General features: G+C 67.0%; 19 protein-coding genes. 3 read left to right on the forward strand and 16 right to left on the reverse strand.

The annotated features are described in order from the left end of the window. Positions 1-159: 159 nt before the first annotated feature. The 13 genes from H6844_06390 to H6844_06450 all read right to left on the reverse strand — a co-directional run bounded on the left by H6844_06390 (position 160) and on the right by H6844_06450 (position 16,172). The gene (locus tag H6844_06390) at positions 160-924 is read right to left on the reverse strand and encodes a hypothetical protein (GenBank protein ID MCB9929024.1); all 765 of its coding nucleotides are present in this window, start codon (positions 922-924) and stop codon (positions 160-162) included. Next, complete coding sequence (locus tag H6844_06395; GenBank protein MCB9929025.1) at positions 921-3,287, reverse strand: xanthine dehydrogenase family protein molybdopterin-binding subunit; 2,367 nt, start codon at positions 3,285-3,287, stop codon at positions 921-923. The genes H6844_06390 and H6844_06395 overlap by 4 nt, the downstream gene beginning before the upstream one ends. A gap of 351 nt (positions 3,288-3,638) precedes the next feature. Continuing rightward, positions 3,639-5,348: a thiamine pyrophosphate-binding protein gene (locus H6844_06400; protein MCB9929026.1), complete on the reverse strand. Its 1,710-nt coding sequence runs from the start codon at positions 5,346-5,348 to the stop codon at positions 3,639-3,641. Positions 5,349-5,420: 72 nt separating this feature from the next. Continuing rightward, positions 5,421-6,659, reverse strand: a complete 1,239-nt coding sequence (locus H6844_06405) for a beta-lactamase family protein (protein MCB9929027.1) — start codon at positions 6,657-6,659, stop codon at positions 5,421-5,423. Between the two features lie 110 nt (positions 6,660-6,769). Next, positions 6,770-8,425 carry an AMP-binding protein gene (locus tag H6844_06410; GenBank protein MCB9929028.1) on the reverse strand — a complete coding sequence of 552 codons (1,656 nt, stop codon included), beginning with the start codon at positions 8,423-8,425 and terminating at the stop codon, positions 6,770-6,772. Between the two features lie 39 nt (positions 8,426-8,464). Next, positions 8,465-9,361: a hypothetical protein gene (locus H6844_06415; protein ID MCB9929029.1), complete on the reverse strand. Its 897-nt coding sequence runs from the start codon at positions 9,359-9,361 to the stop codon at positions 8,465-8,467. A gap of 77 nt (positions 9,362-9,438) precedes the next feature. Further along, positions 9,439-11,118: an NAD(P)/FAD-dependent oxidoreductase gene (locus tag H6844_06420; protein MCB9929030.1), complete on the reverse strand. Its 1,680-nt coding sequence runs from the start codon at positions 11,116-11,118 to the stop codon at positions 9,439-9,441. A gap of 117 nt (positions 11,119-11,235) precedes the next feature. Further along, positions 11,236-11,586, reverse strand: a complete 351-nt coding sequence (locus tag H6844_06425) for a hypothetical protein (GenBank protein MCB9929031.1) — start codon at positions 11,584-11,586, stop codon at positions 11,236-11,238. A 141-nt stretch (positions 11,587-11,727) separates the two neighbouring features. Continuing rightward, the gene (locus tag H6844_06430) at positions 11,728-12,471 is read right to left on the reverse strand and encodes a 2,4-dihydroxyhept-2-ene-1,7-dioic acid aldolase (protein ID MCB9929032.1); all 744 of its coding nucleotides are present in this window, start codon (positions 12,469-12,471) and stop codon (positions 11,728-11,730) included. A 189-nt stretch (positions 12,472-12,660) separates the two neighbouring features. Further along, positions 12,661-13,896, reverse strand: a complete 1,236-nt coding sequence (locus H6844_06435) for a multidrug effflux MFS transporter (protein ID MCB9929033.1) — start codon at positions 13,894-13,896, stop codon at positions 12,661-12,663. Then, positions 13,893-14,363, reverse strand: coding sequence for a MarR family transcriptional regulator (locus tag H6844_06440; protein ID MCB9929034.1), 471 nt, complete (start codon positions 14,361-14,363; stop codon positions 13,893-13,895). Before H6844_06440 ends, H6844_06435 begins: the two co-directional genes overlap by 4 nt. Positions 14,364-14,848: 485 nt before the next feature. Beyond that, complete coding sequence (locus H6844_06445) at positions 14,849-15,181, reverse strand: N-acetyltransferase (protein MCB9929035.1); 333 nt, start codon at positions 15,179-15,181, stop codon at positions 14,849-14,851. A 127-nt stretch (positions 15,182-15,308) separates the two neighbouring features. After that, entirely contained in the window at positions 15,309-16,172 is an 864-nt protein-coding gene (locus H6844_06450) for a pirin family protein (protein ID MCB9929036.1), read from the reverse strand. Between the two features lie 120 nt (positions 16,173-16,292). Between H6844_06450 and H6844_06455 the strand changes: the two genes are divergently transcribed. After that, positions 16,293-16,631: a helix-turn-helix transcriptional regulator gene (locus H6844_06455; protein ID MCB9929037.1), complete on the forward strand. Its 339-nt coding sequence runs from the start codon at positions 16,293-16,295 to the stop codon at positions 16,629-16,631. 253 nt (positions 16,632-16,884) lie between these two features. On the opposite strand, the gene H6844_06460 is transcribed toward H6844_06455, so the two are convergent. The 3 genes from H6844_06460 to H6844_06470 are packed head-to-tail and all read right to left on the reverse strand — an operon-like array spanning position 16,885 to position 18,499. Next, a complete protein-coding gene (locus H6844_06460) occupies positions 16,885-17,202 on the reverse strand; it encodes a 2Fe-2S iron-sulfur cluster binding domain-containing protein (protein ID MCB9929038.1) in 318 nt (105 codons plus the stop codon). Between the two features lie 33 nt (positions 17,203-17,235). Continuing rightward, positions 17,236-18,267: an NAD(P)/FAD-dependent oxidoreductase gene (locus H6844_06465; GenBank protein ID MCB9929039.1), complete on the reverse strand. Its 1,032-nt coding sequence runs from the start codon at positions 18,265-18,267 to the stop codon at positions 17,236-17,238. 46 nt (positions 18,268-18,313) lie between these two features. Further along, a complete protein-coding gene (locus H6844_06470) occupies positions 18,314-18,499 on the reverse strand; it encodes a 50S ribosomal protein L32 (protein ID MCB9929040.1) in 186 nt (61 codons plus the stop codon). A 189-nt stretch (positions 18,500-18,688) separates the two neighbouring features. On the opposite strand from H6844_06470, the gene H6844_06475 reads away from it, so the two are divergent. Beyond that, positions 18,689-19,105, forward strand: a complete 417-nt coding sequence (locus tag H6844_06475) for a Zn-ribbon domain-containing OB-fold protein (protein ID MCB9929041.1) — start codon at positions 18,689-18,691, stop codon at positions 19,103-19,105. 29 nt (positions 19,106-19,134) lie between these two features. Then, positions 19,135-20,277, forward strand: a complete 1,143-nt coding sequence (locus tag H6844_06480) for a thiolase (protein ID MCB9929042.1) — start codon at positions 19,135-19,137, stop codon at positions 20,275-20,277. Positions 20,278-20,280 lie beyond the last annotated feature (3 nt).

Below are 20,280 nucleotides of genomic sequence, written 5' to 3' on the forward strand. Positions count from 1 at the left end.
GAACCTGTTCCCCGGACGCTGCGGAGCGGCGAACTTGTTCCCCGGACGCTGCGGAGCGGCGATCCGGGGCCGGTGTCATCCTTCGAACACCGCCGCCCGCGGTGTTCGCGAGATCGGGCGGTCCCGGCCCACCGCTCCGCGGCGGCTGGGAAACAAGCGTCAGGGCATCAGGGACAGCGGCAGGGTCGGCCCGGTCGCGGCGTCCCAGATCGGCCGCGGGTCGCCCAGCACCCGCAGCAACGCCCAGGCGAGGCAGTAATTCGACGAGACCACCGGCTTTCCCAGCAATGGCGCGGCCTGACCGATCGCGGCGAGCGACGGCATGCCGGTGCCGCTCAACAGCACCGCGTCGGCGTCCCGCACCGGCAGGTCCGCCAGCGCCCCCAGCGCATCGGCGGCGCGCAGGCCGTAAATGTTCCGGGTGTCGTCCGAGCCGATGTCGATGCGGCGCACCGCGGCGACGCGCAGGCCCGCGGCCTCCCAGAACGCCACGCTGGCGTCGATGATCGGCTGCGGGTAGGGGGCGAGGATGGCGATCCTTCCAGCGCCCAGCGCCCGCAGCGCCTCCAGCACCGCGCCCGCCGCCGTTACCACCGGATAGCCGAACTCGCGCTCCACCGCGGCCCGGATCTCGGCCTCCCGCTTCGCGCCCACCAGATAGGACGAGCCGGTGTTGCCGAAGCCGAACACGTCCGGCTTCAGCGTGTCATAGGCCTGGAGCGCCCGCGGCAACTGCTCGATATAGTCCACCATGCGCTGCTCGGACGAGCCGGCGTCGCCGCGCAGGCGCGTCACCAGCAAGTCCACGTCCGGCGGCAGCAACCGGCGGAATTCCGCCTCCATGGTCGGGTTCGCCTGCGGCGTGCCGAGGCCGATCCAGCCGCCTCGGCCGTATTCGCGCTGGCTGCGGTCGGTGCTGCTCATGATGTGCGCGCCTCCCGGATCGCCCGCCAGACCGCCTCCGGCGTGGTCGGCATCTCCACATGGCGCACCCCGTAATCGGCGAGGGCGTGCGTGATGGCGTTGACCACGGCGGCCAGCGCCGGCGTCGTGCCGCCCTCGCCGCCGGGGCGGATGCCGTGCGGGTGCGAACTGGCGGGAACTTCCGTAATCACCGTCTCGATATTCGGCACCGTGTCGGCCCGCGGCAGGGCGTAGTCCATGAACGAGCCCGAGAGCAACTGGCCGCTGGCCGCGTCGTAGCGGCAGGCTTCCAGCAGCGCCTGGCCGATGCCCTGGACAACCGCACCCTGGGCCTGGCCGTGCAGGATCATCGGGTTGATGGCGAGGCCGACATCGTCGACGCCGGCCCAGCCGACGATTTGCACATGGCCGGTATCGGGGTCCACCTCCACCTCGCAGACATGGCTGCCATAGGGATAGCCGCCGGCGCGGTTGACGATGTCGCCCACCCCTTCCAGCGGTCCGCGCAACGCCTCCGGCAGGCTGTTCAGGGTTGCCGCCACGTCCGCCACGCCCCGGAGGTCGAGACTGCGGCCGTCCGGCGCCGCCACCACGCCGTCCGCATAGGCGAGGCGCTCCGGCGGCAGGCCCAGGGCGTGCCCTGCCACCGCCTTGGCGCGGGCCACCAGCGCCTCGACCGCGTCGCCGATGGCGATGCTGGCGAGGCGCATGGAGCGGCCGGAATGCGAACCGCCGCCGGCCACCACCCGGTCGGTGTCGTTCACCACATAGCGCACCGCCTCGAACGGGACGCCCAGCCATTCGCACACCAGTTGCGGGAAGCTGGTCTCGTGGCCCTGGCCGCTGCTGGTGGTGCCGACCACCAGCTCGATGCTGCCATCGGTGCAGACCCGCAATTCCGCCCGCTCGCGCGGGATGCCGCTGGTGATCTCGATATAATTGGCGATGGCGATGCCGCGGCAGAGCCCGCGCGCCGCGGACTCGGCCCGGCGCTGCGCGAACCCCGGCCAGTCGGCCTCTTGCAGCGCGGCGTCCATGCCGGCCGCATAGTCGCCGCTGTCATAGGTTACGCCGACGGCGGTGGTAAACGGCATGGCGTCGGCCGGGATCAGGTTGCGCCGGCGCAAGTCCACCCGGTCGAAGCCGCATTCCGCCGCCGCCAGGTCGATCAGGCGCTCGATCACGAAAATCGCCTCCGGCCGGCCGGCGCTGCGATAGACGGCGGTGGGCGTGGTGTGGGTGTAGGCCGCCCGGCCGCAGAAATGCACCGCCGGGATGCGATAGACCCCCTGCATCATCGACAACCCCTTGCGCAGCGGCCAGAAATACAGGCAGTGCGCGCCCAGGTTCGAGGTGTTGGTGCCGCGCAATCCCAGAAACGTGCCATCGGCATCCAGCGCCAGTTCGGCGGAGACGGCCAGGTCGCGGCCCTGCCAGTCGCTGGCAAAGCATTCCTGCCGGCTGGCGGTCCACTTCACCGGCCGGCCCACCCGCCGTGCCGCCCAGGGCACCAGCGTGTATTCGGGGGAATAGGCGTTGCGGGTGCCGAAATTGCCGCCCATGTCGCCGAACACCACCCGGCAGCGCTCCGCCGGCACGCCGAGCGTGATCGCCAGCCTCTCCCGCGTCTGCACGACGCCGCGCCCGGAACTGGTGCGCAGCGTGTAGCGGCCGCTGGCGGCGTCGTATTCGCCCAGCGCGGCGCGCGGCTCCATCGGCACGCCGGTGATGCGGTTGATCTGCGTCTGAAACCGCACCACGTGCGCTGCGCTCGCGAAGGCCCGCTCCGTCGCCGCCGCATCGCCGACCTCGCAGGTCAGCGCCAGATTGCCGGCGCAGGCGGGCCAGACCAGGGGCGCGCCCGGTTCGAGTGCCGTGAGCGCGTCCGTCACCGCGGCCAGGGGCTCATAGTCCACCAGAACCTGCTCAGCGGCATCCAGCGCCTGCGCTTCGGTCTCGGCCACGACCATGGCCACCGCCTCGCCCACATGGCGCACGGTCTCCGAGGGCAGGGGCGGTTGCGGCGAGACGAACACCTCGAACCCGTCCGGCAGGCGCAATTCCGCATCCGGCGGGCCGCGCCATTCCGGATTGTGCGGGATCGGTTGCAGGCCGTCCGCGGCGGCCTCCGCCCCGGTCAGCACCGCCAGCACGCCGGGCATGGCCCTTGCGGCGGCGGTGTCGATGCCGCGGATGCGGGCGTGCGCGTGCGGCGAGCGCACCATGGCGGCAAAGCAGAGCCCATCGGGCGCAAAGTCGCTGGTGTAGCGGCCCTTGCCGGTCACCAGGCGCCGGTCCTCGGCCCGGGGGATCGAGGCGCCGATGCCGGTTGCGCTGGCCTGGCCGCGCCTGTTGTCTGCCATGGGGGCTTGTCTCCGAAACGAATGTCTGGCCCGCAGTCTAGCGATGAGCCCCCTCCCGAACCAAGACGCTTTCCCGGAAGCGGCCCCGCCGCTATCCGGGACCTCGGCCCGAGCAGGCAACGCCCTTGCGGAGATGCTCCACGACCGGAGATCCCGGCCCTAGCACCCGCCCTGTCGGGCGCTTTCGGCACGGGTTGCCGACTCTCCTACCCCCTCTCCCGCGGAAGCGGGAGCCCATGCCTGAGCGCTTCTCACAGAAACCGGACTCTGTCTTGGTCTCTCCGGCATGGGTCCCCGCTTCCGCGAGGACAGGGGAGGTGGGGCGGTGCGCCTGCCGGAACAGAATCCGTTCTAGCCGAACACCTTCGCATCGAAGGCCGCCACCTCGCTCATGAACGGCGCGGCGACGTCGGCGTTGATCTTGCAGTCGAGGAAGATCGGCCCCTGCGGGTCGGCCAGCAGCGGCGCCAGCGCCTCCAACTCGTCCAGGGTGCGGATGGTGTGGGCGTCGTAGCCGAACGCTTCCGCCACCGGGGCATAGTCCACGTCCGGGAAGAACGCCTTTTGCGCCGGCAGTTGGCGCAGGCGCAGGAAATGCACCTCGGCGCCATAGGCGCAGTCGTTCATCAGCACCACCACCAGCGGCAGGTCCTCGCGCACCACGGTTTCCAGCTCGCCCATGGTCATGGCGAAGCCGCCGTCGCCGATCACCAGCACGGTCGGGATGTCCGGCCGCGCCTTGGCGAAGCCCAGCCCGGCGCCGAAGCCGAGGCCGATGGAGGCGAAGTCGCTGACCATCTTGAAATGGCCCGGCCCCGGCACGTCGAAATAGGGGACGACGCCCAGGAAATTGCCGCCGTCATAGGTCATGTTGCGCTCGGCCGGCAGCATGCGGTTCAGCGCCACTGCCATCGAGCGCGGGTCGAGCGTGCGGGCGGTGTTCTGCGGCTCGAAATCCTCCGCAATGGCGAAGGCTTCCAGCACCGCCCGGTTTTCGGCCGAATGGAACGGCTTGGCGCTGGCCGCCCGCTCCGGCACCGCGGCCAGCAATTGCTCCGCCACAAGCTTCGCGTCGCCGACGACCGAGACATCCGCCGGCGTCCAGCGGCTGATATGGGCGCGCACGGTGTCCACATGGATCAGCGGCACCGCCGGCAGCGATTCGCCGAAGCTCATGGTCAGGATGTTGAGGCCGGCGCCGAACACCAGAACGCAATCCGCCTCTGCCGCCATGCGCCGGGCGAGCGAGTGCGAGAACGAGCCGATAATGCCCAGATTCAGCGGATGCCCGCGGAACAGGTCCTTGCCCCGGGCCGAGGTGGCGAGCAGCGCGCCGGTCTTCTCCGCCAGCGCGATCAGCGCCTCGCGCGCGCCGGCCTTGTGGGCGCCAAAGCCGCCCATGATGAGCGGCTTCTTGGCCGAGGCCAGCACCGCGGCCGCGGCGGCAATGCTGGTGTCCGGGGCGGCCTGCACGCCGCGCGGCGGCAGCGGGTCGGCGAAGATCCGCGCCGGCGGCGGTTCGTCCGCGGGCACCTCGATCGTCTCCAACTGCACGTTCACCGGCATCAGATAGGCGACGGCCTGGCCCTGGGCGGCGGCGTTGGCGGCCTCCACCAGCATCTCCCGCGCCGAGGCGCCGGTCGCCGGCAGGAAGGAGCGGATGCCCGCCGCCTTCAGCACGCCCGCCTGGTCCAGCGCCTTGTAGTCCGGGCCGGGGCCGTTGGCGCGGGCCGGCACCTGGGGCGCCTCGCCATAGATGATCAGGGTGGAATTGCCGGTGCGGCTGGCGAAGGTGGCGCCGTGCAGGCCGTTCGCCAGCGCCGGACCCCTGCCGACGCAGGCGCAGGCCAGCCGCCCGGTCGCCTGCGCCCAGGCATCGGCCATGACCAGGGCGATGTTTTCGTGCCGGGCGCCGACGAATTTGATGCCGATGGCGTCCAGGGTCACGCCGAAATGGGCGGTGTCGTCGCTCATCAGGCCGAAGACGGTGTCGACGCCCATGGCTTTCAGATCGTGCGCCAGGGCCTCATAGACCGGGATGCTGCGGGTGGCTGCCGCCATGGGCCTGTCCTCCAGGGTGAACTTTGGTCGCAGGAGCCTAACGCCCGCCCCGGCGGGTGTCGAGCCGGGCGCTCAACGCAGCCAGACACCGGCGGCGTCGGTCCGATAGCCCAGCGCCCGGTAGGTGGCATCCACCAGCCCTTGCCCGCGCGGGTTCAGGAACACGCCCGGCCCCTGGCGGTTCATGGCATAGCCGAAGGCCAGCCCCGCCTCCGGGTCGGCAAAGCCCAACGAGCCGCCGGCGCCCACATGCCCAAAGGCGCGGGCGCCGAGGATGACGCTGTCGCCGCCCGCCACCCGCTTGCGATTGTCCATGGACAGCATGAAGCCCGGCCCGAAACGCACCGGCACGTGCAGCGTCGCGTCGGCGTGAGAGGCGGCCGAACACTGGCCGAAGCCCGCCAGCGTCTCGGGCGAGAAGCCCAGCGGTCTCGCCGCCGCCTCGTCCGTCATCGCGGCGAACAGGCCGGCCAGGCCGCGGCCGTTGGTGATGCCGCCTGCCGCGCCGATCTCCGCCGCCCGGCCGGCGCGGGTGTTGACGCCGCCCGCCATCCAGTCGCCGTGGTTGAAGACGAACAGGTTGGCCACACTGCCGCGCTTCGTCGCCTCGACCATGAACGGCGTGCGCGGCTCGTCCTTGCCCGGCCGGTACAGCAGGATCGGCGCCACCCGCGGCTCCATCGCCTCCGGCAGGCCGATCCAGTAGTCGATGCCGAGCGGCCCGGCGATCTCCTCGGCGAAATAGGCGCCCAGCGACCGTCCGGAGGCGCGGCGCACCATTTCGCCCACCAGATAGCCGAAGGTTACGGCGTGATAGCTGCTGCGGGTGCCCGGCTCCCAGAACGGCGCCTCCGCCGCCAGCTTTTCGCACATATAGTCCCAGTCGAGCAGGCAGTCGGGTTTCAGTTTCTCGCGCAGCGCGGGCAGGCCGGCGGTGTGGTCCAGCATCATGCGCAGGGTGAGCCCATCCTTGCCGTTGGCGGCCAGCTCCGGCCAGAGGTCCGCCGCCGGCGCATCCCGGTCGAGCGCGCCGCGTTCGGCCAGAAGATGGGCGCAGAAGGCGGTGGCCGCCTTGGTGCAGGAAAACACCGTGCAGACGGTGTCCTCCTGCCATGCCCGGCCGGCTTGCGGATCGGCGCTGCCGCCCCAGAGGTCGACCACGGGCTCGCCTCGCACCCGGACAGAGAGCGAGGCTCCGACCTCGCCGCGCTCGGCGAAGTTGGCGACGAACGTGTCCGCCACCGCTTCGAAACCGGGCGCGACATGGCCCTGAACGGTGCCGGTGGGAACGGTGGCGGAGAATGCGGTCATGGCGTCGTCTGGCTCGTCTACTCTGTTTCGCCCTGGCAGGCCGCGGCACGCCACTCCTTTTCATCCTGAGGAGCGCTCGCAGGGCGTGGATCGAAGGGTGAGATGGTGCGTTACGCAAACCGCTCGCTGTGCAGGCGGATGCCATGGGCCTCGCGGTCCCAGGTGTCGTTGGTGATGCCCTGAGCGCGCAGTTCGTGCTTCATCACCTTGGCGGTGGGCGTTTTCGGCAGGTCGTCGAGCACGCGCAGATAGCGCGGCACCATGAAATAGGCCATGCGCGGCGTCAGGAAGGCGATCATCTCCGCCGGGTCGATGTGCGCGTCCGGCTGAGCCGAGAGGCAGAGCATCACCTCGTCCTCGCCCAGGTCGCTCGGCACCGCGATGGCGGCGGCCTCGCGCACGGCCGGGTGGGCCAGAGCCTCCATCTCCACCTCCAGCGAGGAAATGTTCTCGCCGCGGCGCCGGATCGCGTCCTTCATGCGGTCGACGAAATAGAAATAGCCGTCGGCGTCGCGGGTGAAGGCGTCGCCGGTGTGGAACCAGCCATTGCGCCAGGCTTGCGCCGTCGCCTCCGGGTTCTGGTAATAGCCGCTGTTCATGCCCCAGGGCCGGTCGGTGCGCACCATCATCTCGCCGACCTGGCCGACGGGCACCTCGCAATCGTGCTCGTCCACCAGCCGCACCTCGACCCCGGCCCGCGGCTTGCCGCAGGTGCCGCGCCGGGTCGGGTTCGCCTCCGAGACGATGGGCGTCGAGATCTCGGTCATGTTGAAAATGGTGTAGACGTCCAGGCCGAAGCGCGCGCTGAAGGCGGGAATGTCGCCCGAGAGCGGCACCATGAAGGCCAGCCGCAGCGGATGGTCCGCATCCCGGGGCGAGGGCGGCTCCTTCGCCAGGAAGGTGGCCATCGCGCCCAGCAGGAAGGCCGCAGTGCATTGCAGCCGCCGCACCGAATCCCAGTAGGTGCGGGTGTCGAACCGCTCGCAATAGCCGACCGAGCCGCCGCGACAGAGCATCACGAAAAGCGTGCCCATGCCGCCGATATGGAACATGGGAAAGTTCATCAGCCAGCGGTCGTCGCCGGTCACCATGTGCCAGCTTTCCGGCCCCGCATTGGTGTAGATGTGCAGGTAGGACGCCAGAACGCCCTTGCTCGGCCCTGTGGTGCCGGAGGTGAAGATGATGGCGAACGGGTCCCAGGGCTCGATGGTGCGGGCGGGCGGCGCCAGCGTGCCCTCGGTCGGCTGCAACGCATCCTCGAAGCGGACGGAGGGCAGCGGCGTTTCCGCCTCGCCGCCGACGGTGACGATCCGCTCCAGCCGGGCGAGATCGACGCCGGCGAGGCGCTCGCACAGGTCCTTGTGCACCACGGCCAGCTTGGCGTCGGAAATGCGGATCACATGTGCCAGCAGGTTGCCGCGATAGGCGGTGTTGATCGGCACATAGACGCCGCCCAGATAATTGACGGCGAGGAAGGTCAGCGTGTGCTCGCGGCCGTTCGGCGCCCAGACCAGCACATGGTCGCCCTGCGCCACCCCCTGGCGTTGCAGGCCGAGCGCCACTTGCACCACCCGCGCGCGGAGGTCGGCATAGGTCCATTCCTCGCCGCCGGCCGGATGGTCCGGATCGTCGAATTTGAGGAACACCTTGTCCGGCTGCTCCGCCGCCCAGCGCTCGATCAGGTCGCGGGTGACGACCCGGTTCCGCGCCGGTATGCGCCTGTCGGAGGTTTCCGGCGTGCAAGGGCTATCGGCGACGTGGATCATGGGGCGCGAGGCTTTCAATATCGTATATTGATAAAAAATTTATTTACTTAATCCAAATTTATATAAATCTCCTTTTGATTGTATTCCTATTCTGCGCAAAAATTCAATTTTATCACGAGTCGAGATCGGTGTGTAGGGAGCAGGTACTTTCTCAACAATATATTCAAGAAGCTGTTTTTTGTCGGATTCGGAAATTTTGTTCCAGTTTGGAAGACGAGAAAAATCATCGTCACTGAGTTCTATCACAACAACACCTACGCCATATTTTTCTGCATATTGAAGAAGATCAGGCGTTTGGTCAGGGTCGCCAGGGGCTGATCTAAAAATAAAATATGATCGTTCTGAGAATCGTTTGTGTGACACGGCTTCGAAAAAGTAGTATCTCCATTGCAAAAGTGATGGTTTAACTTCGGCGGTAGAGATCTCTACATCAAAGAACCCCAATTCATCAACTGGCAGAATCGCCACCACGTCAGGGTTTGACCAAGTTCCGCCCGACTTAAGATTTGCAATTTCGTGCGATGCGTTCAGAATTTCTTTCTGCACCCTAAACCACATGGAAACTAGAGGCCATATATGTTTTTCTTGAACTTTTTCTTTCTCATATTCTGACTTGGTTGGAAGTATCCGATCTTTTTCTTCGGCTTCCGCGACCTCTTGTGGGATTAAATAGTATCCACCACCTCGTCCTTTTTTACTTCTTAATCGGCTTTTTTCATGTTTTGATGCGTCAAGAATGGTTAAATAAATAAGGCTATTTTTTGTGCTATCTGAAACTATTTCTTGAACAGATTGTTCCAAATCCTTTACGCTCATGGGGGTTTCGATGGTGCGCTCTTTTAAGGTAATTGCTGCTGCTCTGTAAATATCCTGTTGGTCTTTCTGGTTAAAGATAATTTCGGCCTCAGGGAAATCGACTTGATTGTCTGTGTTCATGATAGACCCCCAGTAATGGATTTGTAATATCACCAGTCGCTTTGAGCGACTGGTGATTGAGATGTTGAGTCCAGATCCTACTCCGCTGCGCGCCGGGTGAACTGGGTCTCGGCGCGGGCGCCGCCGTCCGGGTGGCCGTCGAACAGGATGCCGGAATAGCCGTCCGCCACCACCTGGTTGATGATGGAGACGAATTTCGGCGTGCCACCATTGTAGACCAGATAGCGGATCGTGCCGGCCTCGTGACCCTTCACGTTCGAGTTGTAGCCGGTGAACCAGCTCTTGGCCTTCCGCATCAGCATCATGGAATACATTTTCTCCACATGCTGGGTCCAGCGTTCCGCGGCTTCCTCCGTGGGCTCGACCCGCGTGTGGCCGTGGGCGCGCACGTATTCGAGGAAGTTCGACACCCAGTCGACGCCGATCTCGATGCCGCGCGGATAGTTGGTCGAGGCCGAGCCGCTTTGCGGCCCGTTCGGCATGATCAGGTTCGGGAAGCCCTCGATGAACATGCCGAGATAGGTGGAAATCCGCGTTTCCCACTTGTCGCGCAGCACCGCGCCGTTGGTGCCGCGAATGTCGATCCGGTCATAGGCGCCGGTGATCGCGTCAAAGCCGGTCGCATAGATGATGACGTCGAAGTCGTATGCCTGCGCGGTCGTCTGCAACCCGCTCTCGGTGATGCGCACCAGCGGCGTGTCGTTCAGGTCGACCAGATGCACGTTCGGGCGGTTGTAGGCCTCATAATAATAGGTCTCCAGCGGCACCCGCTGCACGCCGAAGCCGTGGTCGCGCGGGATCAGCTTTTCCGCCGTGACCGGGTCTTTCACCCGCTCGCGGATGCGGTCGGCGATCCACTCGGAGAATTCCTCGTTCGCCTTCTCGTCCATGAAGATTTCGCGGAAATTGGCGAGCCAGATGCCGAAGCCCGGCTCCTTGTAGAGCCGGTTCCAGAGCTTCTCGCGCTCCTCGCGGCTGACCTCGTAGAAGCCGCGGCGGTCCGGCTCGTGCTCGAAGCCGCCGGGGGTGCGGGCGCAGGTGGCGAAGATCTCGTCATAGCGCGCGCGGATTGCGGCCATCTGGTCGTCGGAGATCTTGCTGTTGTTCAGCGGCGCGGCCCAGTTGGCGCGGCGCTGGAACACGTGCAGCGAGCCGACCTTGTCGGCGATGTCGCCGATCACCTGGATCGCGGTCGCGCCGGTGCCGATAATGCCGACCTTCTTGCCGGTCAGGTCATAGCCCTCGTGGGGCCAGTCGAACGTGTGGAAGCTGTCGCCCTTGAAGGCGTCGATGCCTTCGAGGCGGGGCAGGGTCGGGATCGACAGCAGGCCGACGCCCATGATCAGCCAGCGGCAGGTCAGCTTGCGGTCGCCGTTGACCGTCAGGCGCCAGATATTCTCCGCGTCGTCGAAATGGGCGGCGTCCAGATGGCAGTGGAACTGCATGTGGCGGCGCAGGTCGAACCGATCGGCGACGAATTCCAGGTATTTCAGGTTTTCCGGCTGTGGCGAGTAGCGCTCCTGCCAGTGCCACTCGTCCAGCACCTCCTGCGAGAAGGAATAGCCGTAGGTGTAGCTCTCGGAATCGAAGCGGGCGCCCGGATAGCGGTTGTTGTACCAGGTGCCGCCCAGGCCGCCGCCGGCTTCCAGCACGGTTGCGTCCACGCCCATGTCGATCAGGCGCTTGATCTGGTAGATGCCGGCAACGCCCGCGCCGATGACGATGGCTTCGTAATGGGTTTTGTCGGGGCTGGTCATGGCTGTTTGTTCCTCGCCTGGTGGCTATCGACCCGATTTTGTCGTACTTAAGGCCAATGCTCAACGGTGGCAAAGTGTTTCAGTGGCCGGCCAGCCGGTCGCGATGAGGGGCGCCTGTTACTCGATCGGCACGAAAATCGAGTGCCGCAGTTGGCCCTCGATCGCCTTCGAGCAATGGCCCTTGCCGTGGGTGTCCTCGACCAGGATCACCTCGCCGGCGGCGATCACGCGGGTTTCGCCGTCGCTGGCGGTGATGGCGACGCCCGCGTCCAGGTTGATGATGTATTGCCGCCTGGGCGCCGGGTGCCAGTCATAGTCATAGCTGCCCGGCGTCTCGCGGAAGATGATGCCGGTCGCCGGCAGCCGGTCGGAGGTCTGGCCGCCCGGCCCCTGGTGTTTCCATTCCACTTCGATGTCGCGGAAATGGGTCTCGCCCTGGTCGTCGACATAAAGATTGTGAATGCGCATCGCGGGGTTCCTTGTGTGCCGGCCGGGCCGGTGTCGGGAGGGGCCTGTGTCGGGAGGGGCCGGAGTGTAGCGCGGCAGGGAGGGCCGCAACCGGCCCCGCCGCTTGGGGGCAGCGGAGCCGGCTTTGGGGGAGACCGGAAATCAGGCGGTCTTGGCTTTCAACTCGTCCAGCTGGCGCCGGGCGCCGGCCACCATGCAGGCGAGGTCGGAGGTCAGCATCACCATGTCGAAGCCGCGCTTGACGGCCTCGGCCGCGAACGCGGCGCTGGCGCAGTGCATCACCGCCTTGATGCCGTGCTTGTGGGCGGTGTCCTTGATCTTGTCGCAGGTGGAGAGGTGCAGCGGGTCCGGATTGTCGGCACGCGGCTCCAGGCCCAGCGCGAACGAGAGGTCGGCCGGGCCGATATAGACCGCATCCAGGCCGGGGGTGGCGCAGATCGCGTCCAGGTTGGCGAGGCCCTCTTTCGTCTCGATCATGGCCATGACGATAATCTCGTCATTGGCGTGCTTGACATAGTCGGCGCCGCCGTAATGCACGGCGCGGATCGGGCCGGACGAGCGCATGCCGACCGGCGGATAGCGGCAGGCGGCCACCGCCTGGGCGGCTTCCTCCGCCGTGTTGACCAGGGGCACGATGATGCCATAGGCGCCAAGGTCGAGCGCCTTCATGATCGTGCGCGGCTCGTTCCAGGCGACGCGCACCACCGGCACGGTGTCGGTCTGGGAGATCGCTTGCAGCATCGGGCCGACGTCGGGCAGTTCCGCGGTGCCGTGTTGCAGGTCGACGCAGAGCGCGTCGAATCCCTGGCGGGCCATCACCTCGGTGGTGAAGCCGTGCGAGATCGACAGCCAGCCCAGGGTCGCGAACTGGCCGTCGCGCCACATTTGTTTGATCTTGTTCGGTCGCATATTTCCTCCTGCGAGTGTTTCCGTCGGAACGAAACGGGGATGCCGCGACCCCGGTCGGGGCGCGGCCTGGCGGGAGCATCAAAGTGGCGGTTTCCGGGGCGGCGGTCGACCCTTATCATGCCGGCGGCGCGCCGCGACGCCGGTTTTTCCACCATGAGGCGGGCCTCAAGGGGCCGACGACCGTGCCATCCAGAACAGCAACTGCGCCAGCACGCCCCCGACCGCCAGCACGGCGGCGGCGGTCAGGGCCGGGTTGCTGCCCAGGCCGCTCAACGCGGCGCAAAGGCCGCCAATCCCCATTTGCGCGAACCCGTACAGGCCGGAGGCCGAGCCGCTGACCGCCGGATTGACGTTCAGCGCCTGGGTGACCGCCATCGGCGAGGAGATGCCGGCGCCGAAGGCGACCAGCAGCATCGGCAGCACCACGGTGAGGATGTGCAGCGGCCCCGCCAGCACGAACAGCAGAAAGGCAAAGGCCCCGGCGCAGCTCAGCAGGTTGCCGGCCATCAGCAGCCGGGTCATGGTCACCTTGCCGGCCAGCCGGCTGACCGCAAGGCTGCCGAACCACACGCCCAGGATGTTGAGCGCCAGATAGAGCCCGACCTCCTGCATCGGCCGGTCCAGCTGGTGCACGAAAATGAACGGCGCCGCGCCGATATAGGCGTACATCGCCGTCGTCGCGCAACCGCCGCCGACGGCGTATCCCAAAAACCGGCGCGAGCGCAGCAGCCGGGCATAGCTGCGCAGGACGGTGCGGGAATCGTGGCCGCGCCCCGCCCGGGTCTCGGGCAGGCGGCGCCAGATCAGCAGCAGGTTGACCAGGCCCAGCGCGGCGAGCGCCAGGAAGATCGCGCGCCAGCCGCTGGCCGCGGCAATGGCGGCGCCGATCATCGGCGACAGGCCTGGGCCCAGAATGACCATCAGGTTCATCAGCGACAGTTTTCGGGCGGCGTCGGGGCCGGAGGTGATGTCGCGCACGATCGCCCGGCCCAGCACCATGCCGGCGCCCCCGCCCACGGCCTCGAAGAACCGGGCGGCGATCAGAAAGTCGATGGTGGGCGCCTCCATGGCGACGAGGCTGCCGAGCGTGTAGAGCAGCGTGCCGACGATCAGCACCGGCTTGCGGCCGAACTGGTCCGACACGGGGCCGTAGACCAGTTGCGCCAGGGCGAGGCCGACGATATAGGCGCTGAGCGTCATCTGGGCGAGGCCGACGCTGGTTTCCAACCCCTGGGCTACCAGCGGCAGGGCCGGCACGAAAATGTGCATGGCGAGCGTGCCGGTCAGGGTGATCATGGCCAGCAGCCAGAGCCTGGCGCCGGGATTGGCGGCCGGCGCGGCCGGCGCGGCCGGCGGGGCCGGCGCGGCCGGTGGAGCGGTGCCGGGGGACGGGGGGCTCATCGGCAATCGCTCCCGTCGTTCGCGCTGTCGAGTTGCGCGCAAATCTGCGCCAGCACACGCCGGACCGTGGCGACGTCTTCGTTGGAAATCCCCGCGAGCAGCTCGGTCTCCTTGTCCCGGGAAATCTGCTCGATGCGCCGGGCGAGGTCGCGGCCCTTGGCCGTGACGACGACCGCCTTGGCGCGACGGTCGTCCGGGTCCTCCTGGCGCGCGATCAGCCCGGCCGCCTCCAGATTGTGGAGAATGCGCACGATCGACGAACCGTCGAGGAACAGCGCCGCGGCCAGGTCCTTCTGGCGCATGGGCACCGGCGCGCGCGCGAGATGCACCAGCGGCATCCACATCGCCTCGGTCAGGGCGAAGGGCTGCAAACGCAGGTCCACCGCGCGGCGCCATTGTCGGGCCGCGAGGCCGATCAGGCTGCCGAGCCGGTTCGGAATCGGCGGAAGGACGGAAGGGGGTGCCATGCCATCGGCCTCGAATATCGTCGGTGGGTCATCGGCAATAGATGGCATGCCAATTATTTGGATACAAGCCTTAGAGCCGGCCTTGCGGTCGGGGGAATCGGACAGGGGGAGGGGCCCGAGGCCTCGGCGGTCAGCGCGCCCCCTCCGCCTCGGCCGGCGGGCGGCGGTAGCAGAGGCGCTGCCCCAGCGTTGCGACCAGGACGGCCGCGATGAGCGGCAGCGCGAACGGTGCCAGGGGACCAGGCCTTCGACGGCGTGGCCCTCGACGACCGCATGGGCCAGGCCATGGGCGGCGGTGGCGATGGCGATGACCGACGCCAGGTCGAACATCAGTTCCAGCGGTGTCGCGACCCGGTGGGCTTCGTGCTTGTCGCGGGCCGCAAGGGCGAAGACGGTGCGCTTGGCCATGGCAATCCTCGTCCGGATCGGTCGTTCGGGTGCGGCGGTGGGATCATGGCGCCCGGTCGGGCAACGGCGATTCGGCCTCAGTCGGTCCCGGCGCCCGGGCGGCGGGCCGGCAGCGGCTCCGCCAGGGTATCGTGCCATTCCGGATGGCGGCGATAGAGCAGGGCGATATAGGTGCAGACCGGCGTGACCTTGAGCCCGGTGGCGCGGGCGTCCGCCACCATGTGCGCGACCAGCGCGGCGGCGATGCCGGTGCCGCGCAGATGTGGCGGCGCTTCGGCATGGTCCGCGCTGATATGAGCGCGGCCGCGCCGGGTGAACAGAATTTCGGCCGTGCCGTCCCGCTCTGTCATGGTGGCGACATAGCGGCCGTGGCGACCGTCGCCGTCGTCTTTGTGGAACTGGAATGCCATGTCGTTCGTCCTTGCTCCGGTGCGGTCCGATACCGGCACGCGACTACGTTGGCACAAAGCGGCGGAGAGGGGAACGCCGAGGGGGACACGGCTTCCCCCCTCGGCCCCCTCGGCCCGGTGTTTGCGCCTATGCCGCCGGCAGGTTGCCGAAACGGCCCTGGCGGAAGTCGGCAATGGCCTCGCGGATTTCCGCCTCGCTGTTCATGACGAACGGGCCGTAGCCGACCACCGGCTCGTCGATCGGCTCGCCGGTGAGCACCAGCAACACGGTCTCGCCGTCCGCCCGTACCCGAATGCCGGACCCGTCGTTCGAAAGCTGGGCGACTTCCGCCGCGCCGAGCTCGCGCCCGTCGACCGAGACATGGCCGGACAGAACCGCCAGCAAGGCGTTGTGCCCCTCCGGCAGGTCGAGGTCGACCTCGGCATCGGCGTCGAGCCGCACGTCCCAGACATTCACCGGCGTGAAGGTGCGGGCGGGGCCGGCCGTGCCGCCGAACGAGCCGGCGATCACCCGTGCCCGACCGCCTTCGAACGGCACGTCCGGGATGGCGTCGCCGGTGATGGCCTGGTAGGCCGGCGCCGTCATCTTGTCCTTGGCCGGCAGGTTGACCCAGAGTTGCACCATGCGGAACGGCCCGCCGGTCCTGGAGAAGCCCGCGGAATGGAATTCCTCGTGCAGGACGCCGCTGCCGGCGGTCATCCACTGGACGTCGCCACGGCGGATCGTGCCGCCGCCGCCGCTGCTGTCCTTGTGGCTGACCTCGCCGTCATAGACGATGGTCACCGTTTCGAAGCCGCGGTGCGGATGCTCGCCGACGCCGCGCGGCGGGCCGTCGTGCGGCTCGAACGTGTGGGGGCCGGCATAGTCGAACAGCAGAAACGGGCTGGTCGCTTTCGTGTCGCCCTGGTAGCTGAACAGCGAGCGGACCGGGAACCCGTCCCCGACCCAGTGGCCGGCTGTCTCGCTCAGAACGCGCTCGACTTTTTTCATGATCCTGTCTCCATAAGGGCCCCGAAGAACCGGCCGTCGGTGAGGCCGGGGGCGTGGCTGTTGCCAGGAATTTGTGATGCGCACAACGGCGTTCAAGTACTATCTCAGGGGATACTGCCCATGGCAAAGGAAGTGGGATGTCCAACCGAAACAGTGTTGGAATTGATTGCCGGTCGCTGGAAAGTCATGGTGATTTACTGGCTGCTGCAAGGCCCGCGTCGCTTTAATCAATTGCAACGGGATCTGGCCGGAATCACGCCCAGAACATTGGGGCGGCAGCTCAAGGAGATGGAGCGGGACGGTCTGTTGCAGCGGATCGACCATGACGAGACGCCGCCGCGGGTCGAATACCGCCTGACGCCGCGCGGCCGGTCGCTGGAAACCGTTCTGATGGCGATGCACGATTGGGCGGAGGCGCATGACGGCACTTCGCCGAGCCAAGCCGACGCGGCGGAGTAGGCTGCCCGCGAAAAATTTCCCGTATCCCGGACCGTGTATAACGCCGAGCTTTCCCGGACGGCGCAGCCGATCCGGGACCTCGGGCCGAGCGAAATGCCTCCCGGAGATCCCGGCTCTCGCCTCCGGCTCGGCCGGGAAAGCCGGCCGCATGTGCCCGGAGATCCCGGCTCTCGCCTCCGGCTCTCGCCTCCGGCTCGGCCGGGAAAGGTCGAGCGGAACTCCCTCGGGAGATTCCGGCTCTCCGCTCCGCCGCCTACATGATGGCGTCGGGCGCCAGCGTCACTTTCAGGCCGTCGAGGCTGGGGTCGAACTCGATCTGGCAGGACAGGCGCGAGGTGTCGAACACCTCCAGCGCCAGGTCGAGCATGTCGACCTCTTCCTCGGTCTTTTCCGGCAGTTTCGCGAACCAGTCCGCCTCGACGATCACGTGGCAGGTGGCGCAGACGCAGGAGCCGCCGCACTCCGCCTTGATTGGCAGGCCGGCGTCGCGGATCATTTCCATCACCGTCCAGCCGTCGGTCGCCTCGATCTCGTGTTCGACGCCATGGCCATCGGTCACCAGGATTTTCATCGCTCGAAAAGCTCCTTCAAGACGGCCCGCGCGTCAGCGCACGCCGAGTTTTTTCTGCAGTTCGCTGGAGGAGGTGGTGTACTGGAAGCGCAGCCGCTCGCCCGGCCGGGCGATCTTGAACGCCGCCTGGCTCATCAACGCCGCCTCGTGGAAGCCCGAGAGAATCAGCTTCAGCTTGCCCGGATAGGTGTTGATGTCGCCGATGGCGAAAATGCCGGGCACGTTGCTCTCGAACTTCGCGGTGTCGACCGGGATCAGGTTCTGTTCCAGGTTGATGCCGAATTCCGCCACCGGGCCCAGCTTCATGGTCAGGCCGTAGAACGGCAACAGCATGTCGCACTCGTGCACGAAGGCGCCGGTTTCCTTGCCTTCCAGGCGCACGCCGGTCAGGTGCGGGGCGGTGCCCTCCAGGCCCTTCATCTGGGCGATGTGCAACTCGCCCTTGCCCTCGGCGACGATGGCGCGCATGGCCTCGACCGAGTGGGGGGCGGCCCGGAACCCGTCGCGGTGGTGCACCAGGGCGATCTTGCGGGCGATGGGTTGCAGCGCGATGAACCAGTCCAGCGCCGAATCGCCGCCGCCGGCCACCAGCACGCTCTTGTCGCGGAAACGCTCCATCTGGCGCACGGCATAGAAGACGCTCTCGCCTTCATAGTCGTCCAGGCCTTCGAGATGGGGCTTTTTCGGCACAAAGCTGCCGCCGCCGGCCGCGATCACCAGGACCGGAGCCTCCAGCACGGTGCCGGCATCGGTCTTCAGGCGCCAGTGGCCGTTGTCGAGCCGGGTCAGCTCTTCGGCCATTTCCGACAGATGGAATTGCGGATCGAACGGGGCGATCTGCTCCATCAGCTTGTCGGTCAGTTCCTGGCCGGTACAGACCGGGATGCCCGGAATGTCGTAAATCGGCTTTTCCGGATACAGCTCGGCACACTGGCCGCCGATCCGGTCGAGAATGTCGACCAGATGGGTTTTGAGGCCGAGCAGGCCCAGTTCGAACACGGCGAAAAGGCCAACCGGCCCGGCACCGACGATGATCACGTCGGTCTGGTGCGCGTTGTCGCTCACGGGCGCCAATCCTTAATAGACGGGTCGCGGGGTGCGCTGGGTGCCCCTAGTATTTCTCTTTCGGCTCCAGCACCTGGCGGCCGCGATACATGCCGGTTTCCAGGTCGATGTGGTGCGGACGGTGGAACTCGCCGGTGTCCTTGTCCTCGCGCAGATTCGTGTGCTTGAGGGCGTGGTGCGAGCGACGCAGGCCACGCTTGGACGTGGTGGTTTTCTTCTTCGGAACGGCCATGGATAAAGGCTCCCAGAATATCGGACGGCCGCGGGAAGGAGGTCTGCCGCGGCCGCGCTAGAAACGGGCCTTATACAGAGTGCCGCCCGCCTTGCCAAGCGCTCGCTTCGGGTTTGTGCGTCGCACGCACCTCGCCTAAGGTAGCGGTATCGAACGACGGCGAGTGTCAGAGAAGGAGACGCCAAAGCCATGACCGATAAACCCGGCCGGCCCGTGCCGAAGGCCACGCCCGAAACCCAGCATTTCTGGGACGGTTGCAACCAGGGCAAGATCATCCTCCAGCGCTGCAAGGACACGGGCAAGGCCTATTTCCCGCCCCGCCCGTTCAGCCCCTACACCGGATCGCGCAATGTCGAGACGTTCGAGGCGTCGGGCAAGGGCGTGCTCTGGTCCTACATCATCAGCCACCGCGACCATCCCAACTTCGACATGAAGGCGCCCTACGCCATCGCCGTCGTCAAGCTGGACGAGGGCGTGCAGATGATGACCAACATCGTCGACTGCGAGCAGACGCCCGAGGCGCTGCAACTCGACATGCCGGTGCAGGTGACGTTCAAGCGCCTGACCGACGACATCAACCTGCCGCTGTTCAAGCCGGCCTCCTGAAGCGGCCTGGCGAAAGGAATACACGACCGATGAAACCCGGTTCCGTCGCCGTTGTCGGCGCTGCTGAGACCACCGAGCTCGGCAAACTCCCCCACATGTCCAACATCCAGCTGCACGCGGATGCCGCCCTCAACGCCATGGCCGACTGCGGCCTGAAGCCCGAGGACATCGACGGCATCGCCACCGCGCGCGAAAACCCGATCGAGATCGCCCACTATCTGGGCATCAAGCCGCGCTATGTGGATGGCACCAGCGTCGGCGGCTGCTCGTTCATGATCCATGTGAAGCACGCGGTCGCGGCCATCGAAAGCGGCATGGCCGACACCATCCTCGTCACCCATGGCGAGAGCGGCCGCAGCCAGGTCGGCATGACGCCGCGCGGCATCAACCCGGCCATGCTGGACGGCCAGTTCCAGATTCCCTACGGCGTCACCAACCCGCCGACCATGTTCACCATTCCGGTGCTGCGCTATCTCAAGACCTACAACGTGCCGATCGAGCGCGTGGCCAATGTGGCGGTGGTGCAGCGCGAGTGGTCGGCGATGCACCCGCGGGCGACCTTCCGCGACCCGCTGACGGTCGATGACGTGATGAACGCCCGCATGATCGCCTGGCCGTTCTCGCTGCTGATGTGCTGCCTGGTGACCGACGGCGGCGGCGCGCTGATCCTGACCCGCTCCGACCGGGCCAAGGACTTCCCGACCAAGCCCGTCTACGTGCTGGGCGCGGGCGAGGCCGGCGAGCACACGCTGGTCAGTCAGATGAGCGACTTCACCTCCTCCCAGGCCTTCCGCATCGCCGGCGAGAATGTCTGGAAGTCCAGCGGGCTGAAGCATTCCGACGTCGACCATTTGATGATCTACGATGCGTTCGCGCACCTGCCGATCTATGGCCTGGAAGACCTGGGCTTTGTCGGCCGCGGCGAGGGCGGCGATTTCATCTGGGAGGGCAACACCCGCCCCGGCGGCAAGCTGCCGCTGAACACCAATGGCGGCGGCCTCTCGTACATGCACAGCGGCATGTACGGCATGTACGCCCTGCAGGAGAGCGTGCGCCAGATGCGCGGCACCTCGCCGGCCCAGGTCGAGGGCGCCAAGGTGAGCCTCTGCCACGGCGTCGGCGGCATGTTCTCCGCCAGCGGCTCGATCATGTTCTCGAACGAGCTGCCGTGAAAT

This window comes from Alphaproteobacteria bacterium (genome assembly GCA_020638555.1).
Classification (GTDB): domain Bacteria; phylum Pseudomonadota; class Alphaproteobacteria; order Bin95; family Bin95; genus JACKII01.